This is a genomic window from Streptomyces sp. CB01201 (assembly GCF_002803085.1).
GTDB classification, from domain to species: Bacteria; Actinomycetota; Actinomycetes; order Streptomycetales; family Streptomycetaceae; genus Streptomyces; species Streptomyces hundungensis.
The window spans coordinates 763,791-785,305 of the sequence record NZ_NNBJ01000001.1 but is presented as its reverse complement, the minus strand read 5'-3'; the positions used below and the strand labels follow the sequence as shown (position 1 = coordinate 785,305).

Below are 21,515 nucleotides of genomic sequence, written 5' to 3'. Positions count from 1 at the left end.
GGGCTTGCGCAAGGACTGGCCGATCGGCTCCGTCATGCGAAGCCACCTCCTCGGGAAGTGCTGTGACGGCCCGGACGGCCGCCCCCTCACTCCTTCCGGGTACCGTGCCCGGGACGGTTCATGCGGATACGGGGGCACTTCCCCGCAGCGGCCGCCGAGCCGCCGCGGGGTGCGGCTCAGCAGCCCGGTGCGCCCTTGCCGCCGCGCTGCGGCAGGCTCAGGTTGGGGGCGCCGTCCGGCCAGGTCAGGGCGATCGTCTTGGCCGAGCCGTCGGAGCCGAGCTGCACCACCGGGGTGGGTTTGCCCGCCGGGTTGCCGTCGCTGCCGAACGACAGCCAGCCACTGGCCCCGGGCAGCATCTGCGCGCAGTAGAACTGGTGCAGGATGCCGGTCTCCAGGCCCGGGTTCTTCAGCCCGACCGCGTCGTGCCGGCCCGCGCTGATCGCCGCGACGGCCGCGTCGTGGGTGAGTATCGCCTGGCCGCTGGCGAGGTCCACGGGGTCGAAGGAGAGGGTCGGCACGTCCTGGTCGGCGCTCAAGGGCTGTCCGGTGCAGGGGTCGGGGCGGCCGGTGAACGCCGACCAGAACTGGTCGTAGTTGTGCTTGGCATCGGAGCCGGGGCACTCCTTGCCCCACTCGTCGGGACTGGCGAGCGCGGTGTAGGCGACGGTGACCCGGCCGGAGGCGATGCCGTTCAGGACACCCTTGTCCCGGATGGACTCCGAGGCGTCGTCACCGGCGAGGATGTGCAGCTGCGCGCTCCCGCACGGCGTGCCCTGCACCCAGTTCTCCACGAACGCCCCGAGGTCGCGGCCCCGGCCGGCGAAGTAGACGACGGAGGGGGCCGCCTGGCACAGGTTGGCGTGCATGAGGTTGAACTGCTGGACCAGATAGGCCTGGCGGCCCGAACCGGCGGGCAGATCGACGGGCGAGGTGTACGGCAGGACGGTCACGGTGCGGCCCGGCGCCTTGAACTTGGCCTTGGCGTCGTCGGCGAGCGTCTGGGTGTAGTCGTCTCCCGTGACGCTGTCCGCGACGACGGCGAGCGAGGTCACCGCGGGCCGCAGCCCCGACACATACTGGTTGGCGGCGGTCACCGAGTCCGAGTTCGTCGGGGAGACCCGGAACATGTCGACGATCAGCTTCTTGCCTGCGGGGTCGGAGGGGTCGAGGTTCATCGAGTTGCCCGTCACCGTGGAACCGATGACGGGGATGTGCAGCTGCGAGGAGATCGCCGCGGCGGCGCGCCGGGTCTGATCGGTGGACTGGCCGAGGCCGACGACCGCCGAGACATGCTCGGAGACCGCCTTCGCCTTGAGCTGGGCAACGGTCTGCTCCCACGAGCCGTACTGGCTCCCCATGTTGGCGAGGTACAGCTTGATGGCGGGCGTACTCCCGTACGCGGCCGTGTTGTTGGCCCGCCACACGGCGGTGAGCGCGCCTTCGATGTTGGGGTACAGGGAGTCGTAGGTCAGGGTGTCCACATCGGAGACGGGCGAGAGGTCCAGCATCAGGACGATGCTGGTGTACGGGCCCTTCACCGTGTCGTTGGCCGCCTTGACCATGCCCTCCAACTCCCGCATGCGGGCGGGCTCGTGGTCGGTGAAGGGGCCGCTGTCGAGGTTGACGCCGGCACACGCGAGCGGGCTTCCCGTCGCAGTCAGGCCGGTCCCGCAGGTGAGCGAGGGCGGGAAGAGTCTGCCGTATCCCCAGCGGCCGCCGAACACGAGCCCGGCGAGGATCACGAGCGCCGCGAGGGCCGACAGCACGGGGTGGCGGCGCAGCCGGCCGAAGCGGGGGTTGCCTACAGCGGGTGGCATGGACACTCCTTGCGGTGCGGTCGGCGGACGCGGGCGCGCCGCGTCCGCCGCGGGGCTAGGCGAAGGCGGCCGCCGCCTGCTGGAGCGGACTGACGTCCAGCAGGCGGGAGTTGTGCGCGAGGCGGGTGAAGCATTCCCTGATCTCGCCGTCCCAGCGCCGGGTGTGCTCGGTCAGCGGGTCGTTGTACAGCCACAGCAGGGCGAGCAGTTTGGCGGTGGCCACGGCGGAGACCGTCCGCCCGGTGCTCTCGACCCCGCCGAGCAGGGTGGCGTAGGCCTCCTGGGGCGACTGCTCGTACAGCAGCCGACAGGGTGCCGACGCGAGGTAGTCGAGCAGCCGGATCCAGGCGCGGTGGTCCTCGTCGAACCGGTCGGCGAGGGCGGCGGCCACCGGTTCGAAGCGGCCGAGGGCCAGGTCGTGGAAGAGTCCGCGCTCCACGGCCGCGTCGTCACCGCCGAGCGCCGAGGGGGTGGCCAGGGCGAAGGACTGGTCGGCGAACACCTCGTGCCACAGGGCGGGTTCGGCGGGCTGCGTGCGGCGTGCGGTGTTCAGGGCGGTGAGCGCGGAGCGGGCGAGCCAGGGGTGCAGGGTGGCGGGCCCGTCGGCGTCGCCCCAGCCGATCTCACGGATGCGGGACGGGCGGTGGGTGAAGGTGCTCACCCACAGGTGGCGGCGCAACAGCTCAAGACTGCGCGGGAGTTCCGTGGAGTCGGCCGGCAGGCGCGGGTCGTGCGCGGTGCGGACGTCGGCGAGGTAGGCGGCGGCGAGAACGACCGCCGGGGCGGTGTTCCAGGTGGTGCCGGGGACCGGCAGCCCCTCGGGCAGGCTGGCCTCCAGGGCGTACGACCACAGGGGCGTGCCGTCCTCGTCGGCGGGGTCGAGCAGGGACACGGCGGGCCCGTGCGGCCCGGGGTGGACGCCGAACGGCTCCTCCAGGACGGCGGACACGGCACCCCGGTGGCCCCCGGTCAGGCGGTGCACGACCGATGCGGGCAGCGGCCGGGCGGGAGAGGGATCGGAGCGGTCCATCGAGTAGCCGACCTGCTCCTCGGTCATCGGGTCGAGCCACACCGGGTACCACCAGGCGGAAGCGGGTCCGCGCTCGACGCCGACGGCCGCCTCGTTCTCACCGGCCCACAGGGACCGGGTCGCCCGGGAGAGCAGCGGGACGCGGCGCTGTGGTGTGCCGGCCAGCGGGGTCGAGCGCCACGGCTCGCACCACCAGGTCGTCCACTCGGACTGCCACTGCGCGCAGGCCGCCAGGACGAGCAGGGGGTCGGCGGCGCCCGTGCCGTCCAGGTCGGACAGCTGGTTGCGGGCGCGGGCGCCGGCGAGCTCGGTCAGGAAGCGCCGCCCGGACGGGGTCTGCGCGCCGTCCACCAGGAGCACCCACGCGTGGTCGTGCCGGTCCCGGCGGGTGCCGTGGGCGGGCAGCACGCAGGTGCAGGCGGAGCGTATCGGCGGATGCCGTTCCGCCTGGTCCTTGACGTCGGCGAGGAAGGCCGCCATCAGGGGCCCGACCGCCGCGGACCGCGAGGTGGAGCTCAGCCGGATCAGGGCGTCGACCGAACGGGCCGACTCGGCCTCGGGGACGCTGATGTGCCAGCGCAGCGCGTCCCGTACGCCCCAGCGCGCGGCACTCTGGAACAGGGAGCCGATGACGGGCTTGGCCTGTTCGCGGACCGCGGCCACCACCTCGCGCGCGGGCCCCGACACCAGGGGGCTCAACACGCCCTGGCTGACGATGTCCATGGCGCCCGCCGCGGCGCCCTCCAGGTTGACCGCGATCCTGCCGCCCCGGGTACTGCGGACGTAACTCTGGATGAGTTCGCGGATCTGCACGGTGGCCCGGCCGCGGTCGGCGTCCAGGTTCTCGTTGAGGGCCAGCAGCCCGAGCCCGAAGCGGTGGAACACCGGACCGCGCCGCAGGTTGTCCCAGCCGCGCATCATCTGGAAAGCGGCCAGCGCCGCCGCGGAGACCGGGTCGACGGGGTTCTCCTCGAAGTCGAGCCCCGCGTGGATCACCGTGCCGCCGCACGCCCTGGACACGGCCCGCAACAGATCGGTCTTGCCCGACTGTCTCGGCCCCAACAGCGCCACCATCGGCTGCCGTTGGCCCGGATTCCGCCACAACATGTGCCGCAGGAACGCGTCCGCGCCCTCTGCCGCATCAAGATCCCCCACCGCACTCACCGCCCCCCGGAACCGACCTGCCCAAGGCACACCTTCGGCATCGATTGACACGGAAGGTAACACCGGAGGGACAGGTTGCGACGGGTGTTCCACCACATCGGTCCACTGGGATGAGCGGGTGTGCGGCAGTTGCGTGGATTCGGGCTCCGAAGGCGCATCTCCCTTGCCGCACGGCCCAGTTGGCCCTGCTTCGGGCGAAGCTCGGCGGCAGCCGTCAGTCCGTCGGGAGCGAGGTGACCGGGGCCGTCCTGAGATGGGCCGCGCCCGAGCGGACCGCCCAGCCGAAGACGCCGAGCGCGAGGACCGCCACCACCAAGGAGTCGTAGGGGGCGGGCAGCCGACCCGAGCCGCCGAAGGTGCCGAGCCAGGAGAGCAGCGTCAGGGCGGCCAGGTAGAAGACGAGCCAGGCGCCGTGGCGCAGCTCAAGGCGGGTGGAGCGGCCTTCGGCGTCCCGGCGCAGCATCAGGAAGAGGGGGACGCCCGCGAGCACCAGGGGCAGGGCGAGCCTGAGGTGGTGCCAGCCCGACCAGAACACGAACTCGCCGGCCACCACGAAGCTGACGGGCGCGATCCAGCGCACTCCCGGGACCTGGCCGTCCGCGGGCGGGAGCCCCCGGTCCCGGTCGTGGGCGCGGAAGGCGGCGGCGGCCACGGCCGAGGCGGCGTACACGATGAGGTACATGTCGCCCATCACGCTCACGATGTCCTGCCAGCCGCCGAACGGCAGCATGAAGACGATGATGACGAGCAGATTGAGGAGCAGCGCCCGGCGTGCCGTGCCGGAGCGGGGGTCGATCCGCATGAAGAAGCGGGGCAGCAGCCCGTTCTTGGCGAGGGCGTAGGTGTGCCGGGCGTCGATGGCGACGCCGACGTAGGCCGATCCGCCGGGTGAGACCACAGCGTCCGCGTACAGCAGGGTGGCGAGCCAGTGCAGGTTGAGCACGAGGGCGAGCTGCCCGAAGGGCGATTCGAAGTTCACGCCGTGCCAGCCGTTGCCGAGCAGCGAGTCGGGCACGGTGAACAGGAAGGCGAGTTGCAGGCCGAGGTAGACGAGCACCGCGAGCGCGATCCCGGTGAGCACCGCGAGCGGCACGGTGCGACGGGCGTTGCGGGCCTCGCCGGAGAAGTCGAGCGGGGCCTGGAAGCCGTTGACGGAGTACACGATCCCGCCCCCGGCCAGCGCGGTCAGACAGGCCGCGTATCCGTACGGGGCGAAGCCGCCGTGGTCGGTGAGGCGGCCGGAGTGGGTGCCGGAGAGGAACAGGGCGACCACGGTGAGGACCGGGATGAGGACCTTGAACAGGGACACCAGGTTGTTGAGGCGGGCGAAGGCGCGCACCGCGAACCAGTTGAGCGCGGTCAGGAGCACGCTCAGGCCGGTCGCCACGGCGAGGCCGGAGCCGGTGAGCCGGCCGTGGTCGTAGAGGCCGGGCAGATAGTGGGCGGCGTACTGCATGATCGCGCTGATCTCCGCCGCGGTACCGCCGACCGAGAGCAGCACCGACCAGCCGACGACGGTGCCGACCAGGCGCCCGCTGGCGTACAGCGGCCAGCGCACGGTGCCCCCGCCTTCGGGCCGGGTGGCGCCGAGTTCCACCATCACCAGGGCCACGAGGGCGCACAGCACGCCCGCCCCGACCCAGGACAGGAGGGCCGCGGGTCCGGCGGTCTGCGCGGCGAACATGGCGGCGAACAGCCATCCCGAGCCGAGGATGTTGGAGAACCCGATGGCGGTCAGGCTCCAGAAGCCGAGTTCCTTGCGGAGCCGCCGCTCCTCGCCGAGGACCGTCAGGAGTTCGGGGTTCTCCCCCGCCTCGATCGGCCGCACGCGCACCCGCCTCCTTGCATGACTCGGGACACAAGAGTGCCCAGCGTGTCACGCCGCGCGCCGTGCGGCACCGAAGGAGGGGACAAGTCCTGGCGGTTTCGCGCGGGTGCTACCAGGTCTCGACGGCGTAGGTGACTCCGGCGGTGTCGGTCTGCAGGCTCAGCTTCACATCGCCGCTCGTGATGTCCACGTCGACCGTGCCGCTCGCCGCCTCGACCCGTACGGCCTCGATGTCGCGCCAGCCGGCCCCGTTGTGCAGGGCGACGCGGACCGAGCCGACCGCCGGGACGTCGGTGATCTGGTCCATGCCGAGGTGCAGCCGGCGGTTGAAAGCGGCCCATGCGGTGCCGTGCGGCAGCAGGACGACGGTGGGTTGGATGCCGGGGTCGACGCGGCCGGTGATCCATTGGGGCATGTCGGTCTCCTGAGGCGGTGAGGGCTGGAACGAGAGCGCCCAGGCGCGCAGTTCACTGGTGCTGCCCAGGCGGCAGTAGTCACGGTCGAGGCCGTTGGACTCGCCGTACTGGTGGAACAGCCAGTTCGCCCGGATCCCCGGGTCGCCGGCCGCGCGCCCGGCCGTGGCGATCCACAGGAAGTCGGCGTAGTAGCCGTCCTGGTCGACGTTCCACCAGTAGTCGAGGTTCGCGTACAGGCCGACGGGATGGTGCGGCAGGCGCCCCTTGGCGTACCTCAACCAGGCGTCCTTGTAGGCGCGTTGGGTCGCTTTCGAGACACTGGAGTTCGCCGTGTCGTAGCCCTCCCAGTCGAGGATCACGATGTCGCCGGGCTGCCAGTTGACCTGGTCGATGAAGTAGTTGGCCTCGGCCTGGGGGCTGTTGCCCATGTTGGGGTAGTGGTACCCGCCCCACACGAGCCCGTTGGCCTTGGCGTGGTCGCGCTGGGACACCCAGCTCGGGTTGATGTACGACAGCCCTTCGGTGACCTTGACGAAGGCGAAGGACAGGCCGCTCGTGTCCGGTGTCGACGACTGGTACGACGCCCAGTCCTGCCCGTAGATCCCCATGGGAGTCCTTCCGCGAGCCGGCGGAACCGGCTGTTCCTACCTGTTGCTTGCCCGTATCGGGGCAGGCCGACTCCCGAACGGGCGTGTCATGCACGTGCCTGCGACGGACACGGCGAAGGGCCGCCGACGGTGTCGGCGGCCCTTCGCCCCACGGGTGGTGCGGGTGTTATCCGGCGGCGTTCGCGCGGTTCCTGCGGCGGTGCACGGCGAGGGCGATGCCCGCCCCTCCGGCGGCGAGCGCGGCGGCCGTGAGGCCGGCCGGGAGGAGCGCCGAGGAGGAGCCGGTCTGGGCGAGGCTTTCACCGGCGGTCTGGGTCACCGGGGTGTTCCCGGAGCCGCCGGCGCCGGACGAGGCCTCCGAGCCCGCGGCGGGCGGAGCCGGATGCTTCGGGATGCCGCGGACGGACTTGACCGACCCGTCGGCGTTGAGCAGCACCTGCTTGCCGTTGGGGTGCTTGAAGTCGAAGGCCGAGGTGAGCGAGCCGGCGCGGGCGTCGAAGGAGGCGTCCCCGATGCGGCCGGTGCCCCAGTTGTCCTCGATGAAGCGGGTGATGGAGGCCTGCTCGGTCCGGGTGTGGTCGACCGAATTGACCTTGCTGTACGGGGAGATGACGAGCAGCGGCTGGCGGGTGCCGGGGCCGCAGCGGTCCGAGTAGCCGCCGGCCGCGGCGGGCCCGGCCTGGCAGGCGGGGCTGTCGGGGGCCTTGCCGTCGGAGCCGGGCTTGGTGTCCTTGGAGCCGTTCTGCGGCTTGGCGTAGCCGTGGTCGTACCAGCCGTCGGAGTCGTCGTAGGCGACGACGACCGCGGTGTCCTTCCACTGCGGCGACTGCTGGATCTTGTTGATCTGCTCGACGAGGTAGTGCTGTTCGTCGATCGGGTCGGAGTACGCGGCGTGGCCGTCCTGGTACTCCGGCGCCTTCAGGAAGCTCACCGCGGGGAGGTTGCCGGCCTTGAGCGCGGCGTCGAAGTCGGTGAGGTCGTAGTTGTGGTTGGCCTGTCCGTCGTGACCGATCTCGGCGGTGTTCTTCGGCGGCAGGTGGTGCGGGTTGGACGTCGACGCGTAGTACTGGAACGGCGAGTGGTGCGGGCTGTAGTCGATGGCCGCGGCGCCGCCCACATTGGCGTGGGTGGTGCCCGAGCACTTCGCGTAGTGCCCCTGCTCGCCGTCCCAGGCGGTGCTGGGCCGGAAGCCGCCCTGGAACCAGCCCCACGTCACCTTCTGCCGGTTGAGCAGGTCACCGATGTTGCGGCCCTGCATCGCGGCCAGCGGGCTGGTGCTGGTGTGGTCCTTGCCCGAGCAGTCGTCGTAGGCCGGGTCCGGGTCGTTGACCAGGGTGCCGACGCCCTTGGCGTTGGGCGAGACCACCGCGTACGGGTCGGGCGTCGCGGTCTGCTTGGGGTGCTCGGTGCCGGAGGCCGCGTCGGTGGAGATCACGCCGTGGGTCTGCGCGGAGATGAGGTTGATCGCGCCCGGCGTGGAGGGCCCGTAGGTGCTGCTGAAGGAGTTGTCGCCGAGCGAGTAGTGCTGGGCGTAGTTCCACATCGCGGTGACGGTGTTGCCGTCGTAGTAGTCCATGACCAGGCCGGGCTCGCCGAACAGGTTGCCGGAGCACTTGCCGGAGTCGGTGTTCTGGACGTAACTGTCGGCCTTGCCGCCGTTGGCGGCGTACTGCTCGGGCCCGTAGCCGTGGTTCTGGTCGCAGGTCATGGCCTGCTCGGGGGTGAGCCGCTTGGGCGGGTACTGGTTGGGGTTGTTCGTCAGGAGCCCGGCGTTGCGCAGGGTGTTGATGTCCTTCGGGGTCCGCCGGTCGGCGGTGAACTTCGTGCCGTCGGTGTTGGCCGCCACCGGGTAGGCGCCGAAGTAGTGGTCGAAGGACACGTTCTCCTGGAAGAGCACCACCAGGTGCTTGACCGGGGTCGCCGTCCGGCCGCCGGAGTGGTCCGCCGAGTCCGCCGCGGCCGGGACCGCACTGCTCAGCAGGCCGAGCGCCGCGGCTCCGGCGAACGCCCCCCACCGTCTGGCCCAGCGTCCCGGACCCACCGCGCTGCCTTTGCTGCCCATGCTCCGCGTGCCTCCACTGGCTTCCGGTCTCCGGCCGCCTTCGTGATGTCGTTGACGAAACGCGATGCTTCGCGCGGACCACTACACCGCGACGGCGACACCGTGTCCCCATGGTGAACACGCGGTCAGGAATATCAGGCCAAAACTTGACCCTCTGTTGGCGAAGTTCGCCCGGTCGGCTCTGCTCAGGCGAGCAGGGCGCGGCCGAACCAGTCGGTGCGGTCCCGCACGCCGGGCAGCGCGAAGAAGTAGCCCCCGCCGAACGGCTTGATGTAGTCCACCAGCGGCTCGCCCTTGAGCCGTCGCTGCACGGTCTCGAACTGCCGGGCCAGGTCCTGCTGGTAGCAGCAGAAGATCAGCCCCATGTCGAGGTCGCCGTTGCTGTCCATGCCCCGGTCGTAGTTGTAGCCGCGCCGCAGCATCCGCTGGTTCTCGCTGCTCTGCCCGGAGCGCGGATTGGCGAGCCGGATGTGGCTGTCCAGCGGAATCACGTCCCCCTTGGGGTCCTCGGCGAACTTCGGCACGTCGAACTCGGCGGAGCCGTCCAGTGGGGCGCCGGTGTCGCGGGCGCGCCCGAACATCCGCTCCTGCTCGCCGAGCGAGACCCGGTCCCAGAACTCCACCAGCATGCGGATGAGCCGCACCACCTGGTAGCTGCCGCCGGCCGTCCAGGCGGGCTCGGCACCTCCCGGGCCCACCCAGACCAGTCGGTCCATCGCGGCCGGGTCGCCGGCGTCGGGGTTGGCGGTGCCGTCCTTGAACCCCATGTGGTTGCGGGGCGTTCCGCTGGGCCTCGGCGGGCTGGTGTAGCCGTCCATGCGCCAGCGCACCTGCATCGCGCCCCGGGTGTGCCGGGCGATGTCGCGCAGGGCGTGCAGCACGGTGTCCGGACTGTCCGCGCACAGTTGGACGCTCAGATCGCCGTGGCACCAGGCCGCGTCGAGGTCGTCGTCGGGAAAGGCCGGCATCGCGGTGAGCCGGGCCGGGCCCCGGCCCCTCAGGCCGTACCGGTCGTCGAAGAGGGAGGCGCCGACGCCCACCGTGACCGTCACCCCGCCGGCGGGAACCCGCGGTCCCAGTACGCCGGAGTCGCTGGGCGGCGCGGTGATGCCGAGCGGGGCGGGCGCGCCGCCGGTGGTCAGGAAGCGGGCCCGGTCCGTGAGGGTACGCAGCAGTTCCGTGAGTTCCCTGCGGTCCGCCGCGGTCGCGTCGAAGGAGACCAACGCCGTTGCCCGGCGCGGGGGTTGAAGGATTCCGGCCTGGTGAACGCCGTGGAAGTCCAGGCGCGGGGCGGCCTGTTCCGCCGCCTCCGCGCGGGCCGGACGCGGGATGGCGCCGGACCGGGCGGCTCCGGTGACGGCGGCTCCGGTGACAGCGGTGCCCACCCCCGCGGCCGCGCCCCGCAGGAAGCCCCGGCGTCGTACCTCGCTCATGTCGTCCTCCGCACGTCACAGATCGTCGCCACCGGGGCGAGGAGTTCCACCGTCTGCCCGATGTCGCTGTTGAGCCGCTGCCGGTCCGGGCGGCCGAGCCGGTCCAGGGGCGTCCACCTACCGCCGCCCGCGAAGCCGTCCAGGGTGTGCTGGGTGCGGTCGAGCCAGGTGTCGAGCTGCGGCAGGCCGGGGTAGCGGGTGCTGAGCAACGGCCGCAGCAGGCTGAGGAGTTCACGGGTGCCGTCGAGGTTGGCGCGGGCGGTGGCGAGGCTGGTGCCGCTGCCGTAGTCGGTGCGTCCGGTGAGTTCCGACTGCGCGGTGGCCTCCAGGATCTCGTGGGCGCGCAGACCCAGTTGCGCGGGGTCGAGCCGTACCTGCGGCCAGCTGTCGCGCAGGGCGTGCACGGCCCGGGCGAGCCGGTCGGCGTGAGCGCGCAGCGAGGCCGCGGACTCGCCGTGCCACAGTCCGTACTCGACGCGGTGGAAACCCTCGAAGTCCCGGGCGCCCTCCGCGTCGGCGGGGGCTGGTCCTGACCCGTTGATGGCCGCGTCCGCGTCGCCGAACGCGTCGTACGCGGCGCCCATGCGTGCGTAGACGAGATGCGCGGGCAGCCACGCGGAGCGGGCCGCGTCGAGGTCGCCGTCGTCCACGGCGCGCTTCAACTCATCGGTGCGGTCCGCGAGTTCGACGGTCTTCGACGTGATCCAGCGCTGGTAGGCGAGGGCCACCGGGATGAGGTCGTGCTGGGTGACCGGGACCGCGGCCGCGCCTGCGCCGGTGCGGGCGCCCGTGACGTTCACGGTGGGGCCGGTCACGGCGTCGGCGTCGTCCGGGAGGCATTTGAAGGCGTAGGAGCCGCCGCCCAGGGCCACCCGCATCTCCCGGGTCGTCCCGGGGGCGAGACCTTCGATCTCCCCGTAGACGGCACCGGTCGCGGGGTCGGTCAGGTCGACCTCGGCGGCGGTCGAGGAGGTGTTGCGCAGCGCGAAGACCTGGGGGCCCGCCGTCCCGCCGCTCCAGCCCCGTCCGCAGGAGCCGGTCGAGACCTCGACGGTGGTGGGGCCCTGGGCGGCCGGGTGCTTCGCGTCCGGGCCGTTGTCGCCGAACGGGCCGAGCGCCCAGACGGTCCCGCCCACCGCGACGGCGAGCACGGCCAGGGCGGCCCCGAGGCGACGGCCGCCGCCGGGCCGGGCCCGGCGAACCCGCGCCCCGGGCCCCGCCTCGGGCTCGGCCGGGACCTGGACCGGCCCCCGGTCGGGGTCGCTCATCACGGCACTCCGTTCGTGTCGGCAGGGCAGGCAGCGCGAGGCGGCGCAAGGAGACCGCCGCTCGGGCCGGCCCGCTCATGCTAGGCATGCAACCCGGCCCGAACACTCATCCGGGCGGGCGCGCGTCCAGATTTGCCCCTGAGTTCACCGACATGTCACCGGTCGCGGGACGGTCCCGCCCCGAACGGCCCACACCCCGGACGCCGCGGACTACGCCGCGTCCCCGCCGACCCGGATCACGATCTTGCCGTGGGTGTGGCCCGCCTGGCTGAGTTCGAAGGCGTCCGCCAGGCGCTCCAGCGGGAACGTCTCGGCGACGGGCACCTTGAGCTCGCCCGCGTCCGCGAGCGAGGCGAGCGCTTCGAGCCCGGGTCCGTCGGGGCGCACCCACATCCACTGGCCACCCGCCTCCATCACCGACGGGTCGGCGATCGAGGCATGCCGACCGCCCTCGCGCAGGACCGCCCGGGTCGCGTCGAGTACCCCGCCCACGTAGTCGACGACGACGTCGACGCCGTCGGGGGCCAGCGCCCGGACCCGATCGGCGACGCCGTCGCCGTACGTCACCGGTTCGGCCCCCAGTTCGCGCAGCCGGTCGTGGTTGCGCTCGGAGGCCGTGCCGATCACGCGCGCGCCGAGCGCCTTCGCGATCTGTACGCCGAACGTGCCCACGCCGCCCGCGGCGCCGTGCACGAGCACCGTGTCGCCCTTGCCGGTGCCGAGCCGGGTCAGGGTCTGGCGCGCGGTGAGCCCCGCGAGCGGAAGGCCGGCCGCCTCCTCCCAGCTCAGGGACCGGGGCTTGCGGGCCAGCGCCCGTACGGGGACGGTGACGTACTCGGCGAAGGTGCCGCCGTGCACATAGTCCTTGCGGGCGTACGCGAAGACCTCGTCCCCCTCCTTCCACTCGGGGGTGTCGATGCCCACGCGCTCCACCACACCGGCGACGTCCCAGCCCGGGACCACCGGGAAGACGGTGTCCATCATGCCGTCGAGGCCGCCGGACATGATCTTCCAGTCGACCGGGTTGACGGACGCGCAGCGCACCCGCACGACCACCTCGCCGGGGCCCACCTTGGGCTGGGGCTGCTCGGTCAGGCTCAGGACGGAGTTGTCCCCGTACGAGGAGTACGTCATGGCCTTCATGGTGCTCTTCTCGGTGCTTGCGGAGCTGGTGGGCATCGCGTGCTCTCTCCCGATGTCGAGGTGGGCGGGCGGGGCGCCCTGGGGCGGGCCGCCCGGTTCCTACGATTCTGGTGCGCGCCGCGCGGACGCGCTCCCCGGGCGGCTGCTCGCCCGGCCGGGTGCGCGTACCCGGCCGGTCCAGCCGCATCCCCGGGTGAGCGGTGCCGGTTTTGTCCGGGCTTACGTCCCTGGCTGGGCGCGCCCCCGCCCACACGGACCCGCCGGTCCGGGGCGCGCCCCCGGTGGCTCAGCCCGCGTAGACGTCCTCCACGTACCGGCCCTCGGCGGTGAGGCGGTTCAGCCAGGCCTCGGCCTGTTCGGCCGAGGCTCCGGTGCGCCGCGCGTACAGCTCGCGGAAGGCGGCGCGCACCCCGGGCGCCATCCGGTTGCCGTCGCCGCACACATACACCCGGGCGCCCGCCTCCAGGAGCGGCCAGAGGTCGTCCGCGTCCTCGGCGATGCGGTGCTGCACGAAGCGGCCGGCGCCCTGGGCGGGGGCGCTGAAGGCGGGGCGCAGCGAGACGGCTCCGGCCAGCTCGGCGCTGCGGAGTTCGTCGGCGTGCAGGAAGTCGGCGTCCGGGGCGTCGCAGCCGAAGTACAGCACAGCCGGGGCGGGTTGAGTGACCGTCAGGCGGTCGGCGATTACGCCCCTGAAGGGGGCGAGGCCGGTGCCCGCCGCGACCATGATGACCGGTTCGAGGGCGTCGGGGGCGATGCGGAAGGCCTCGCGGCAGGGCTGGATCCGGGCGAGGACGGTGTCGCCGGGCCGCAGCGCGTGCAGATGCCCGGAGCCGGTGCCGCCCGGGTTGAGCGAGATCATCAGGTCGGCGTGGCGCGGGTCGCGGGCGGGCGAGGAGGACACCGAGTACGGGCGGGGCCGCAGCGGGGGCAGCAGCTCCAGGAGAGCGGGCCAGTCGAGGGCGCCGCGCAGCGCGGGGTGGTCCTCGATGAGGCCGAGCAGGGGGCGCGGGTCGTCGGCCGGGAGGTGTTCGAGGGCGGCGCGTTCGGGCGGGCAGGGGTTGTGCGCGGCGAGCAGGTCGATCTGGCCCCGGGTCGGCCGACCGCCCAACTCGACGTGGCGGGTGAGGAGTTCGCGTACGGTCAGCGGTCGGTCGACCGGCAGTGCGGCAGGCGTCGCGACCGGTGCGTGGATGCTCAGGACGGTGTCGAGGCCCACGCCGAGGGCGGCGGCGGCCCGGGAGACGACAGCCGGAGAGTTCTCGGGCAGGACGGTGAGGTGGTCGGCGGTGCGGTAGCCGACGCCGTCGGGCAGGGACAGGCGCACGAAGCGCTTGGGCCTGGGGTGGCCGGGGGCCGTCAGGTCGCGGGCCTCGGTGACGGTCATCTCCAGGAGACCGTGCCGTGCGGCGAGCGCCTCGCGCGGCCCGCCGGTGATCTCGGTCACGGTGTACCCGGCCTCTACGGGTGCGGTGGTGGCGCCGACGGTCTCGGGGTCGCCGTACCGCGTGAGCAGCTCCACGCGCAGCGCGGTCGCGAACTCCCGCACCGTTCCCATGAGTTCACCGGAGGCATCGGCCTCGGCGCGGGGCAGCAGCCGGTCACCGCCGAGCGCCGCGAGACGCTCGTCGATGAGGGTGGGCACCCGCTGGTAGGTCGCGGCCCAGTTGCGGTCGCCGACGCCGAGCACCGCGAACGGGACGCCGTCGGCGGTGCCGGGCGCGGCCTCCTCGATCCAGCGGACGAAGCGCGCCGCGTCGTCGGTGGGCTGCCCGTTGTAGGAGGCGGCGACGATGACGACGGGACGGTCCTTGGGCAGCGCGCCCGCGTGGGCGTCCAGCGGCGCGATCTCGGTGGCGAGGCCGAGACCGGCCGCTTCGGCGGCGAGCCGTTCGGTGAATTCGCGGCAGGTGCCGTAGTTCGTTCCGTGCAGGAGCAGCAGGCCGGTCCCCTGGTGCACCCGGGAGGGCAGCTCGGGCCCGTCGGCGGTTTCGGAAGCCGCGGCGGCCGCGGCGCCGGGGAAGGCGATCCGGTTCAGCAACCGGTCGGCGGGGGTGCGCGGAATCAGGGAGAGGGTGAAGCCCTCGGGCTTGAGGGTGAGGGTCTCCTTGATCCGCAGCTGGTAGTCGGCGGAGTCGACGAAACGGTAGCGGTGGGCGAGCAGCGCGAGCAGCATGGTCGCCTCGTGGAGGGCGAACTGCCGCCCGATACAAGCCCGTTCACCGGTGCCGAACGGCTTGTAGGCGTGCGGCGAGCGGGCCGCCTCCGCCTCGGGGGTGAACCGCGCGGGGTCGAAGAGCTCCGGGTTGTCGCCCCAGACCGGGTCGCGGTGCAGCATCGGCGTGAGCACCGTGACGAGGCCACCGGCGGCGAGCGGCACACGGCCGCCGAGCAGGGTGTCCGCGCGGGCCTGCCGGGTGAACGCGGCCGCCGTGGGCCACAGGCGCAGGGTCTCGCTCAGTACCTGGCGGGTGAAGCGCAGCTTGCCGATGTCCTCGAAGGAGGGCTCCGGGTCGGCGGCGTCGCCCCACAGCTCGTCGGCCTCGCGCTGGACCAGGCGCAGCGCGGTCGGGTCCTTCAGGAGGTGGTAGAGCGCGAAGGACAGGGTGCCCGATGTGGTCTCGTGGCCGGCGATGAGGAAGGTGATGACCTGGTTGCGGATGTTGGCCGCGTCCAGCGTGGTGCCGTCCTCGGGGTGCTTGGCGCCGAGCATGAGGCCGAGCAGGTCGTCGACGGAGGTGTCCCCGCTCTCGGTGCGGGCGGCGATCACCTCGTCCACCACCGAGGCGAGATAGGCCGAATCCCGCTCGAACTCCCGGTCCACCGCGCTGTGGTCGGTGCCCGGGGCCCGCCCGATGCGCTTCATGCTCCACTCAAGGCAGCGCACCATCGCCTCGACGAAGGGATGTGGGGTGTCCCGTCCGAAGGAGTCGAAGTCGAAGCCGAAACCGGCGAGTCCGATGGTGTCCAGGGTCATCCGCGTCATGTCGTCGGCGACGTCCACGGCGGTGTCCGCCGCGGCCCGCCGGTCCCAGCTGTCGATCACCCGGCGTGCGACGCGCAGCATCGCCGGGTGGTAGGTGCGCATCGAGCCGAGCGCGAACGCCGGCATGAGGATGTCATGGGCCTTGGCCCAGTTCGGCTCGTCGTTGTAGGCGGTGAACAGTCCGTCGCCCGCGAACTCCCGTACGTGGTCGAGGACCTTCGAGATGCCCTTGGCGAAGCGGGTCTCGTCCGCGAGCTCGGTGACCAGGTCGAGCGAACCGACGAAGAGCACCTGGTGTTCGTGCAGGCGCCGCCGGAAGACCGGCCCGTGCTCGCGGGCCAGGTCCATGGCCTGCTGGATGGGCGTCGAGGTGGGACCGTCGGCCGAGATGTCCACCAGGGGGACGGTGGCGTCGGGGCTCACGGGCGTGGGGATCGGGATCGTGTCCGTCATGCCTCAAGCCTCACCCTCCCGATGCCCGGGTCCGGGGACGAGGACTGCATGATTGTGCAGTGGTTTCTCGCGTCCGGTACTTGCGGACGGGCCAAGGAAGGACGGTGGCACGCGGCATGGCCGACTGGCAGGCAGTGCGGGAGGAGGAACTGGGCGCCTGGCGCAACCACTTCCTGAACCTTCTCGATCGCATTCCGCTGCCGATCGCGGTCTGCACGATCGACGGTGAGATGCACGTCGCCAATCCCGCGATGGCCGCCGAATGGGGCACCACGCCCGGCCGGCTGCGCGGCCGGGCGCTGCGCGATCTGTTCACCCCGCGTACCGAGGGGCAGATCGAGCGGCTGGTCGCAGCCCTGCGGGCGGGGCGCACCTCGCGCTATCGCATCGAGGTGAGCTGGCCCGGCAAGGACGGTGCCGTGCGCACGGGCGAGTTCACCATCGACCCCATCAGGACCGTCTCCGAGCCCGTTCCCGTCCTGCTGGCCCTTTTGTACGTACACGACGAGCGGCCCGAGCCACCGCCGCCGCCGAGCGGCACGGTGAACGCGACGCAGGCCCGCATCCTGGCACTCGCCGCGTCCGGGGCGACCACGGCCACCATCGGCAAGGCACTCGGCCTCACGGTCGACGGCGTCAACTACCACCTGGCCCGGCTCGCGCGGCGCTGGCGCGTCCAGGGTCGAACCGCCCTGGTGGCGAAGGCGTACGCGCTCGGTGTGCTGGCTGCGGGTCGCTGGCCGCCGGAACCGGCGGAGGGGCTCACCGGCCCGTGAGCCGCAGGTCCCAGCACCCCATGAGCCGGGAGTCCCACCGAGCCCCGAGCCGGGGGCGATGCGCCTCGGGCGGGCCGAACTCCGGTCGCCCACATGTTTCTTAGACCTCTCTTACAACTCTTCACTATCACTGCGCCATGGACATCAACTCGGGGCAATCCTCCAGCGCGCGTCCCACCGGCCGGCGACGCGCCCGGCGCACCCTGCTCGTACTCGCCGTGGCCACCGCCCTGGCGGGCGGCCTCACTCCGGCCGCGACGGCCGGACCCGCGCACGCGGCCGGGGTCCGCGTCCAGGGCGGGCACGTGGAGCTGCCCATCTCCGGAGGCACGGCCACCATCGACCCCACCACCCTGCGCGTCGACGCCCGCACCGACGACGGCCGCACGCTGCGCGTCAGCGACCCGGCGGCCGACGCCCCCGGCAGGCCCGGCCGGGTGACCGCCTCGGGCCGGGGTGCCCAGTGGTCCTATCCCGAGCGGGGTCTGCGGGCCCGGGCGAGCGTCGAGCACGGCAGGCTGCTGGTCACCCTCACCGCCGATCGCGACACGACGCTGGCCTGGCCGGTCACGGGCACGGATCCCGCCTCCTCGGCGCTCCAACTCCCGCGCGGCGAGGGCCTTTCGCTGCCGGTCGCCGATCCGTTCTGGAACTCCGGACGTGCCCGACTCGTGGGCTCCGAGGAGGACATGGCATCCCAGCTCACGCTGCCGGCCTGGGGCTACACGCTCGGCGGCGGCCGGGGCGTCAGCTACCTCGCGCCCACCGACATCGACACCTCTCTCGGCTACTCCTCGCAGGACGGCCGCCTTCGCACCACGGCCAAGCACATCTTCTCCGGCGGCAACGCGACCCGCGCCTACACCGTCGCCTTCTCCCTCACCGACGGCTCGCCCGTGGCCTCGGCCGTCGACTACCGCCGCTGGCTCGCCGAGCACGGCAGGCTCGGCAGTCTGAGCGACAAGATCCGCGCGAATCCGCAGACGGGCAAGCTGCTCGGCGCCTTCCACGCCTACGCCTGGGGCGGCGATCGCACGGCGGCGGGGATCGCCCGCCTCAAGTCCGCCGGGATATCCCGGCTTTGGCTCGGTTACGACGCCGACGACGCCCCGATGAAGAGCGCGGACGTCGCCGCCGCCACGAAGGCCGGATACCTGGTCGGCCCGTACGACTCGTTCGCCAACGGCCGGGACAAGGGCCCCGACACTCCCCCGAACTCGGTCTGGCCCGAGGGTGTCTACCCGTCCTTCTGTGTGCGGCGGGCCGATGGCACCCCCCAGCCCGGCTTCCGTCAGCAGGGCTGCTACCTCAGCTCGGAGGCCTTCGAACAGGCCGAAAAGCAGCGGCACTTGCTCGCGGACCGCACCCGCTCACTGGTCGCCAACGGCGCGAGCAGCTACTTCCTGGACGTCGACGCGGCGGGCGAGCTCTTCCGCGACCATGCCGCCGGGCACCCGATGACCATGGCCCAGGACCGGGCCAACCGGCTGGCCCGGATGGGGCGTCTGACCGACGGCTCGTACGACGGCACCGCGCGGCGCACCCCGCTGGTGCTCGGCTCGGAGTCCGCCGGAGCCTGGGCCAACCAGGTCCTCGCCTTCGACCACGGCTCGGGCACCCCCGTCGACGGGCGGCTCTGGCCGATGGAGAACGGCCATTTCGACAGCGCGCCCGACCAGCCCAAGGACGACACGGCGTGGGGCGGCTACCTGCCGGCGGAGGCGCCGGACACCTTCTTCAAGCCGGTGCGGGTCGGCGACTTCGCACCGGCCCACCGGGCGGCGGTCGCGGACGCGCTCATGGCGATGTACGACCCGGCCTATCGCGTGCCGCTCTACGAGACCGCGCTGCACGGCTCGCTGGTCAACGTGGAGCGCTGGGAGCTGCCGTTCGGCAAACTGCCCGAGGAGAAGACGAACCGGGCGCTGCTCGCGATGCTCTACAACACCCCGCTCAACTTCGTGCTCAGCGACAAGGACCGGCGCGACGCGCAGAATGTGCGCGAACTCGCCGCGCTCCAGCGGTACTTCGCTCCGCTGCACCAGGCGGCGGGGACCGAGGAGCTGACCTCGTTCGACTGGCTCACATCCGACCGCACCGTACAGCGGACCGTGTTCGGCGACGCAGCGCTCACCGTCACCGCCAACTTCGGCGCCGCCGCCCATGACGGCCTTCCGGGCGGCTGTGTCGACGCGACCCCGAAGGGCGGCACACCCCGGCGGCTGTGCCCGGCCGACGTGGTCTCGTAGACCCGGGCGCGCCCGGCGCCCCCCGGCCCGGCTGGCCGAAAGGGCGCTCTGGCCGATCCCCGCGTACGGCGACAGGATGCCTCGCCCGAGCCGGAACCGTACCGGCGTGGTCGTAGGGAGACACGGGCCATGGAATCGAGACGAAGACTGAGCCGGCGCAGCGTGTTACGGACGGGGCTCGGCGCCGGAGGACTCGCGGCAGCGTCACAGCTGCTGCCGTTCCTTCCCGGCGGCGGCCCCCGCCCGGCCTGGGCCGAGGCGCCGGACGCCCGGGGCGTGGCCGGGGTCTCCTTCCCCGACTGGGCCCGGTACGCCCGGCTCGCGGACGGCACCTTCGACGACGACGCCGATCCCCAGCGCGACATGCTGCCGGTCATCAACCGGCTCAAGGCGCAGAACGTGAGCGTGATCGAGCTCGACACCGTCCTGTCGAACTGGCTGACGGACCAGGAGTTCGCCGCGCACATGGCGAAGGTGAAGAGCTTCGTCGCGCTGGCCCACACCGCCGGCCTGCGGGTGGTCATGTACTACCCCTCGCTCGAACTCATCAGCCCGGGCGGCGAGAAGGGGCCGTCGTTCTACAAGAACGGCGGCGGCAAGGACTGGGTGCAGCGCGGGCTCGACGGGCAGCCCAACGTGTTCTACGGCAGCCTCGTCGTCTGGGTGGACCCCGGTGACGAGAGCTGCTGGCTGAGTCCCAACTCGCCCTGGCGGAAATACTACTTGGGGCGTGTGCGCGGGCTGGCCGCGACGGGCGTCGACGCGATCTGGCCGGATGTACCCATCTACTTCGACGGGGCGCTGAGTTGGTGCGACGCCTCCACCTGGGCGGCCGAGGCGTTCCGCTCGGACACCGGTCTCGAACTCCCGCGCACCGCGGACTTCGCGAACCCCGGGTTCCGGCGCTACGTCGAGTGGCGCCACCGCAACCTGTCGGCCTTCCAGCTCGACATCGCCGCCGCCGGCCGCTCCGTCAACCCGGACCTGGTCACCTTCGTCGAGACGGTGACCATGGACTACCAGTACGCGTCCCTCATCGGCCTGGACGGCGCGCAGTTGCGGCGCGCCGAAGGCGTCAGCCAGGTGTGGGAGGTGGACATCCTCGGCAACTACGACGGCATGCGGCACGCCACGGCCGGCGACTGGATCTGCCTGATCTCGATGTACAAGTACGCGCGGGCCGCCAGCGGCACCAAACCGGCGTGGGCCTTCTCCTACGGCTGGAAGGCCGACGATGCCTCCCTGGTGATGGCCGAGTTGCTCGCGGCGGGCTGCAACCCGTACGAGGTGAAGAGCCCGTTCAAGGACCAGAGCACCGACACCGCGATGCGGACCCGCATGTTCGGGTTCGTCGCGGCGCATCAGGAGCGGTTGTTCGACGCCGTCCCGGGGGCGGCGGTCGGCGTGTACCACTCCTCCGGCAGCCGTGACTTCGTCAGCCCGGTGCCGGGCAGCGGCATGTACGTGAACACCAAGCCGCCGGCCGGCGTCAGTGACTGGTGGAGCTTCGAGAGTTCCGAGGAGAGCTGCACCCAGCAGAAGTGGCTCGGCGAGTTCCGCGGCACGATCAAGGCCCTGGTGTACGCGCACATTCCGTTCGACACCGTGCCGAGCCCCGGTCTGGACGCCGCCGACCTGTCCCGCTACCGCGTCCTGTACCTGCCCAACCTCCAGGCGGTCGCGGACCCGGAGGCCGAGGTGCTGCGCGCCTTCGTGAACGGCGGCGGCACGGTCGTCGTGACGGGCCCGGCGCCCACGGCCCTCGACGCGTTCGGCACCGCGCGGGCCGAGTACGCGCTGGCCGATGTGCTCGGCTTCCGCAAGGCCGACCCGCTGCCCGCCACCAGCCGGCACAGCTACGGTGCCGGTGCCTGCTGGTACTTCAAGGACCTGCTCGGGCTCTCCTATCTGGCGCACACGGACACGCCGAGCGCCGACCGGCTGCTCGACCCCGTACGCACCGCCGCGCCGCCGGCCGTATCACTGGCCGGCGACCGGCGGATCCATCTGGAGCTGAGCCGGTACGGCGACGACACCGTGGTGCAACTCGTCAACTTCACCCAGTTCGGCGAGAGCCCCGGCACCTTCACCACGACCCCGGCCGCCTGCACGGTCTCGCTGACGGTCCCGGCGGGCAAGCAGGTGACAGCCGCCGCGGTGAGTTCGCCGGACGGTGCCTCGCCCGCCCCGGTGCCGGTGGGGTGGAAGGTGAGCGGGGCGACGGCGAGCGTGGACCTGACGGTCCTTCAGTACTCGCTGCTCACCTTCACTGTGCGCTGAGC

12 protein-coding genes are annotated in these 21,515 nt (G+C 72.3%); 3 read left to right on the top strand and 9 right to left on the bottom strand.

Translation table 11 applies throughout. The features are described 5' to 3' along the window. Window positions 1-176: 176 nt before the first annotated feature. The 9 genes from CG740_RS03520 to CG740_RS03480 form a co-directional block, all read right to left on the bottom strand. Window positions 177-1,820 carry an ABC transporter substrate-binding protein gene (locus CG740_RS03520; protein WP_100573359.1) on the bottom strand — a complete coding sequence of 548 codons (1,644 nt, stop codon included), beginning with the start codon at window positions 1,818-1,820 and terminating at the stop codon, window positions 177-179. Window positions 1,821-1,875: 55 nt separating this feature from the next. Beyond that, window positions 1,876-3,912, bottom strand: coding sequence for a hypothetical protein (locus tag CG740_RS03515; RefSeq protein WP_159030214.1), 2,037 nt, complete (start codon window positions 3,910-3,912; stop codon window positions 1,876-1,878). Between the two features lie 316 nt (window positions 3,913-4,228). Beyond that, on the bottom strand, window positions 4,229-5,833 hold the full coding sequence (locus CG740_RS03510) for an APC family permease (RefSeq protein WP_234376065.1): 1,605 nt from the start codon (window positions 5,831-5,833) through the stop codon (window positions 4,229-4,231). A 118-nt stretch (window positions 5,834-5,951) separates the two neighbouring features. Beyond that, on the bottom strand, window positions 5,952-6,866 hold the full coding sequence (locus CG740_RS03505) for a glycoside hydrolase family 25 protein (RefSeq protein ID WP_100573357.1): 915 nt from the start codon (window positions 6,864-6,866) through the stop codon (window positions 5,952-5,954). Between the two features lie 166 nt (window positions 6,867-7,032). Further along, window positions 7,033-8,928 (bottom strand): phospholipase C, encoded by a 1,896-nt coding sequence (locus tag CG740_RS03500; protein ID WP_100573356.1) that lies wholly within the window; start codon window positions 8,926-8,928, stop codon window positions 7,033-7,035. A gap of 185 nt (window positions 8,929-9,113) precedes the next feature. After that, entirely contained in the window at window positions 9,114-10,361 is a 1,248-nt protein-coding gene (gene efeB / locus CG740_RS03495) for an iron uptake transporter deferrochelatase/peroxidase subunit (RefSeq protein WP_100573355.1), read from the bottom strand. Next, the gene (locus CG740_RS03490) at window positions 10,358-11,629 is read right to left on the bottom strand and encodes an EfeM/EfeO family lipoprotein (RefSeq protein WP_100573354.1); all 1,272 of its coding nucleotides are present in this window, start codon (window positions 11,627-11,629) and stop codon (window positions 10,358-10,360) included. The genes efeB and CG740_RS03490 overlap by 4 nt, the downstream gene beginning before the upstream one ends. Window positions 11,630-11,839: 210 nt before the next feature. Next, window positions 11,840-12,772 carry an NADP-dependent oxidoreductase gene (locus CG740_RS03485; RefSeq protein ID WP_100573659.1) on the bottom strand — a complete coding sequence of 311 codons (933 nt, stop codon included), beginning with the start codon at window positions 12,770-12,772 and terminating at the stop codon, window positions 11,840-11,842. A 286-nt stretch (window positions 12,773-13,058) separates the two neighbouring features. Next, window positions 13,059-16,208 carry a cytochrome P450 gene (locus tag CG740_RS03480; RefSeq protein ID WP_100573353.1) on the bottom strand — a complete coding sequence of 1,050 codons (3,150 nt, stop codon included), beginning with the start codon at window positions 16,206-16,208 and terminating at the stop codon, window positions 13,059-13,061. Between the two features lie 104 nt (window positions 16,209-16,312). Here CG740_RS03480 and CG740_RS03475 point away from each other — a divergent pair, with 104 nt between their 5' ends. The 3 genes from CG740_RS03475 to CG740_RS03465 all read left to right on the top strand — a co-directional run bounded on the left by CG740_RS03475 (window position 16,313) and on the right by CG740_RS03465 (window position 21,513). After that, window positions 16,313-16,984, top strand: a complete 672-nt coding sequence (locus CG740_RS03475) for a PAS domain-containing protein (RefSeq protein ID WP_324901040.1) — start codon at window positions 16,313-16,315, stop codon at window positions 16,982-16,984. A gap of 137 nt (window positions 16,985-17,121) precedes the next feature. After that, window positions 17,122-19,233: a glycoside hydrolase gene (locus CG740_RS03470; protein ID WP_100573352.1), complete on the top strand. Its 2,112-nt coding sequence runs from the start codon at window positions 17,122-17,124 to the stop codon at window positions 19,231-19,233. A gap of 129 nt (window positions 19,234-19,362) precedes the next feature. Then, entirely contained in the window at window positions 19,363-21,513 is a 2,151-nt protein-coding gene (locus CG740_RS03465) for a beta-galactosidase trimerization domain-containing protein (RefSeq protein ID WP_100573351.1), read from the top strand. Window positions 21,514-21,515: the final 2 nt, after the last annotated feature.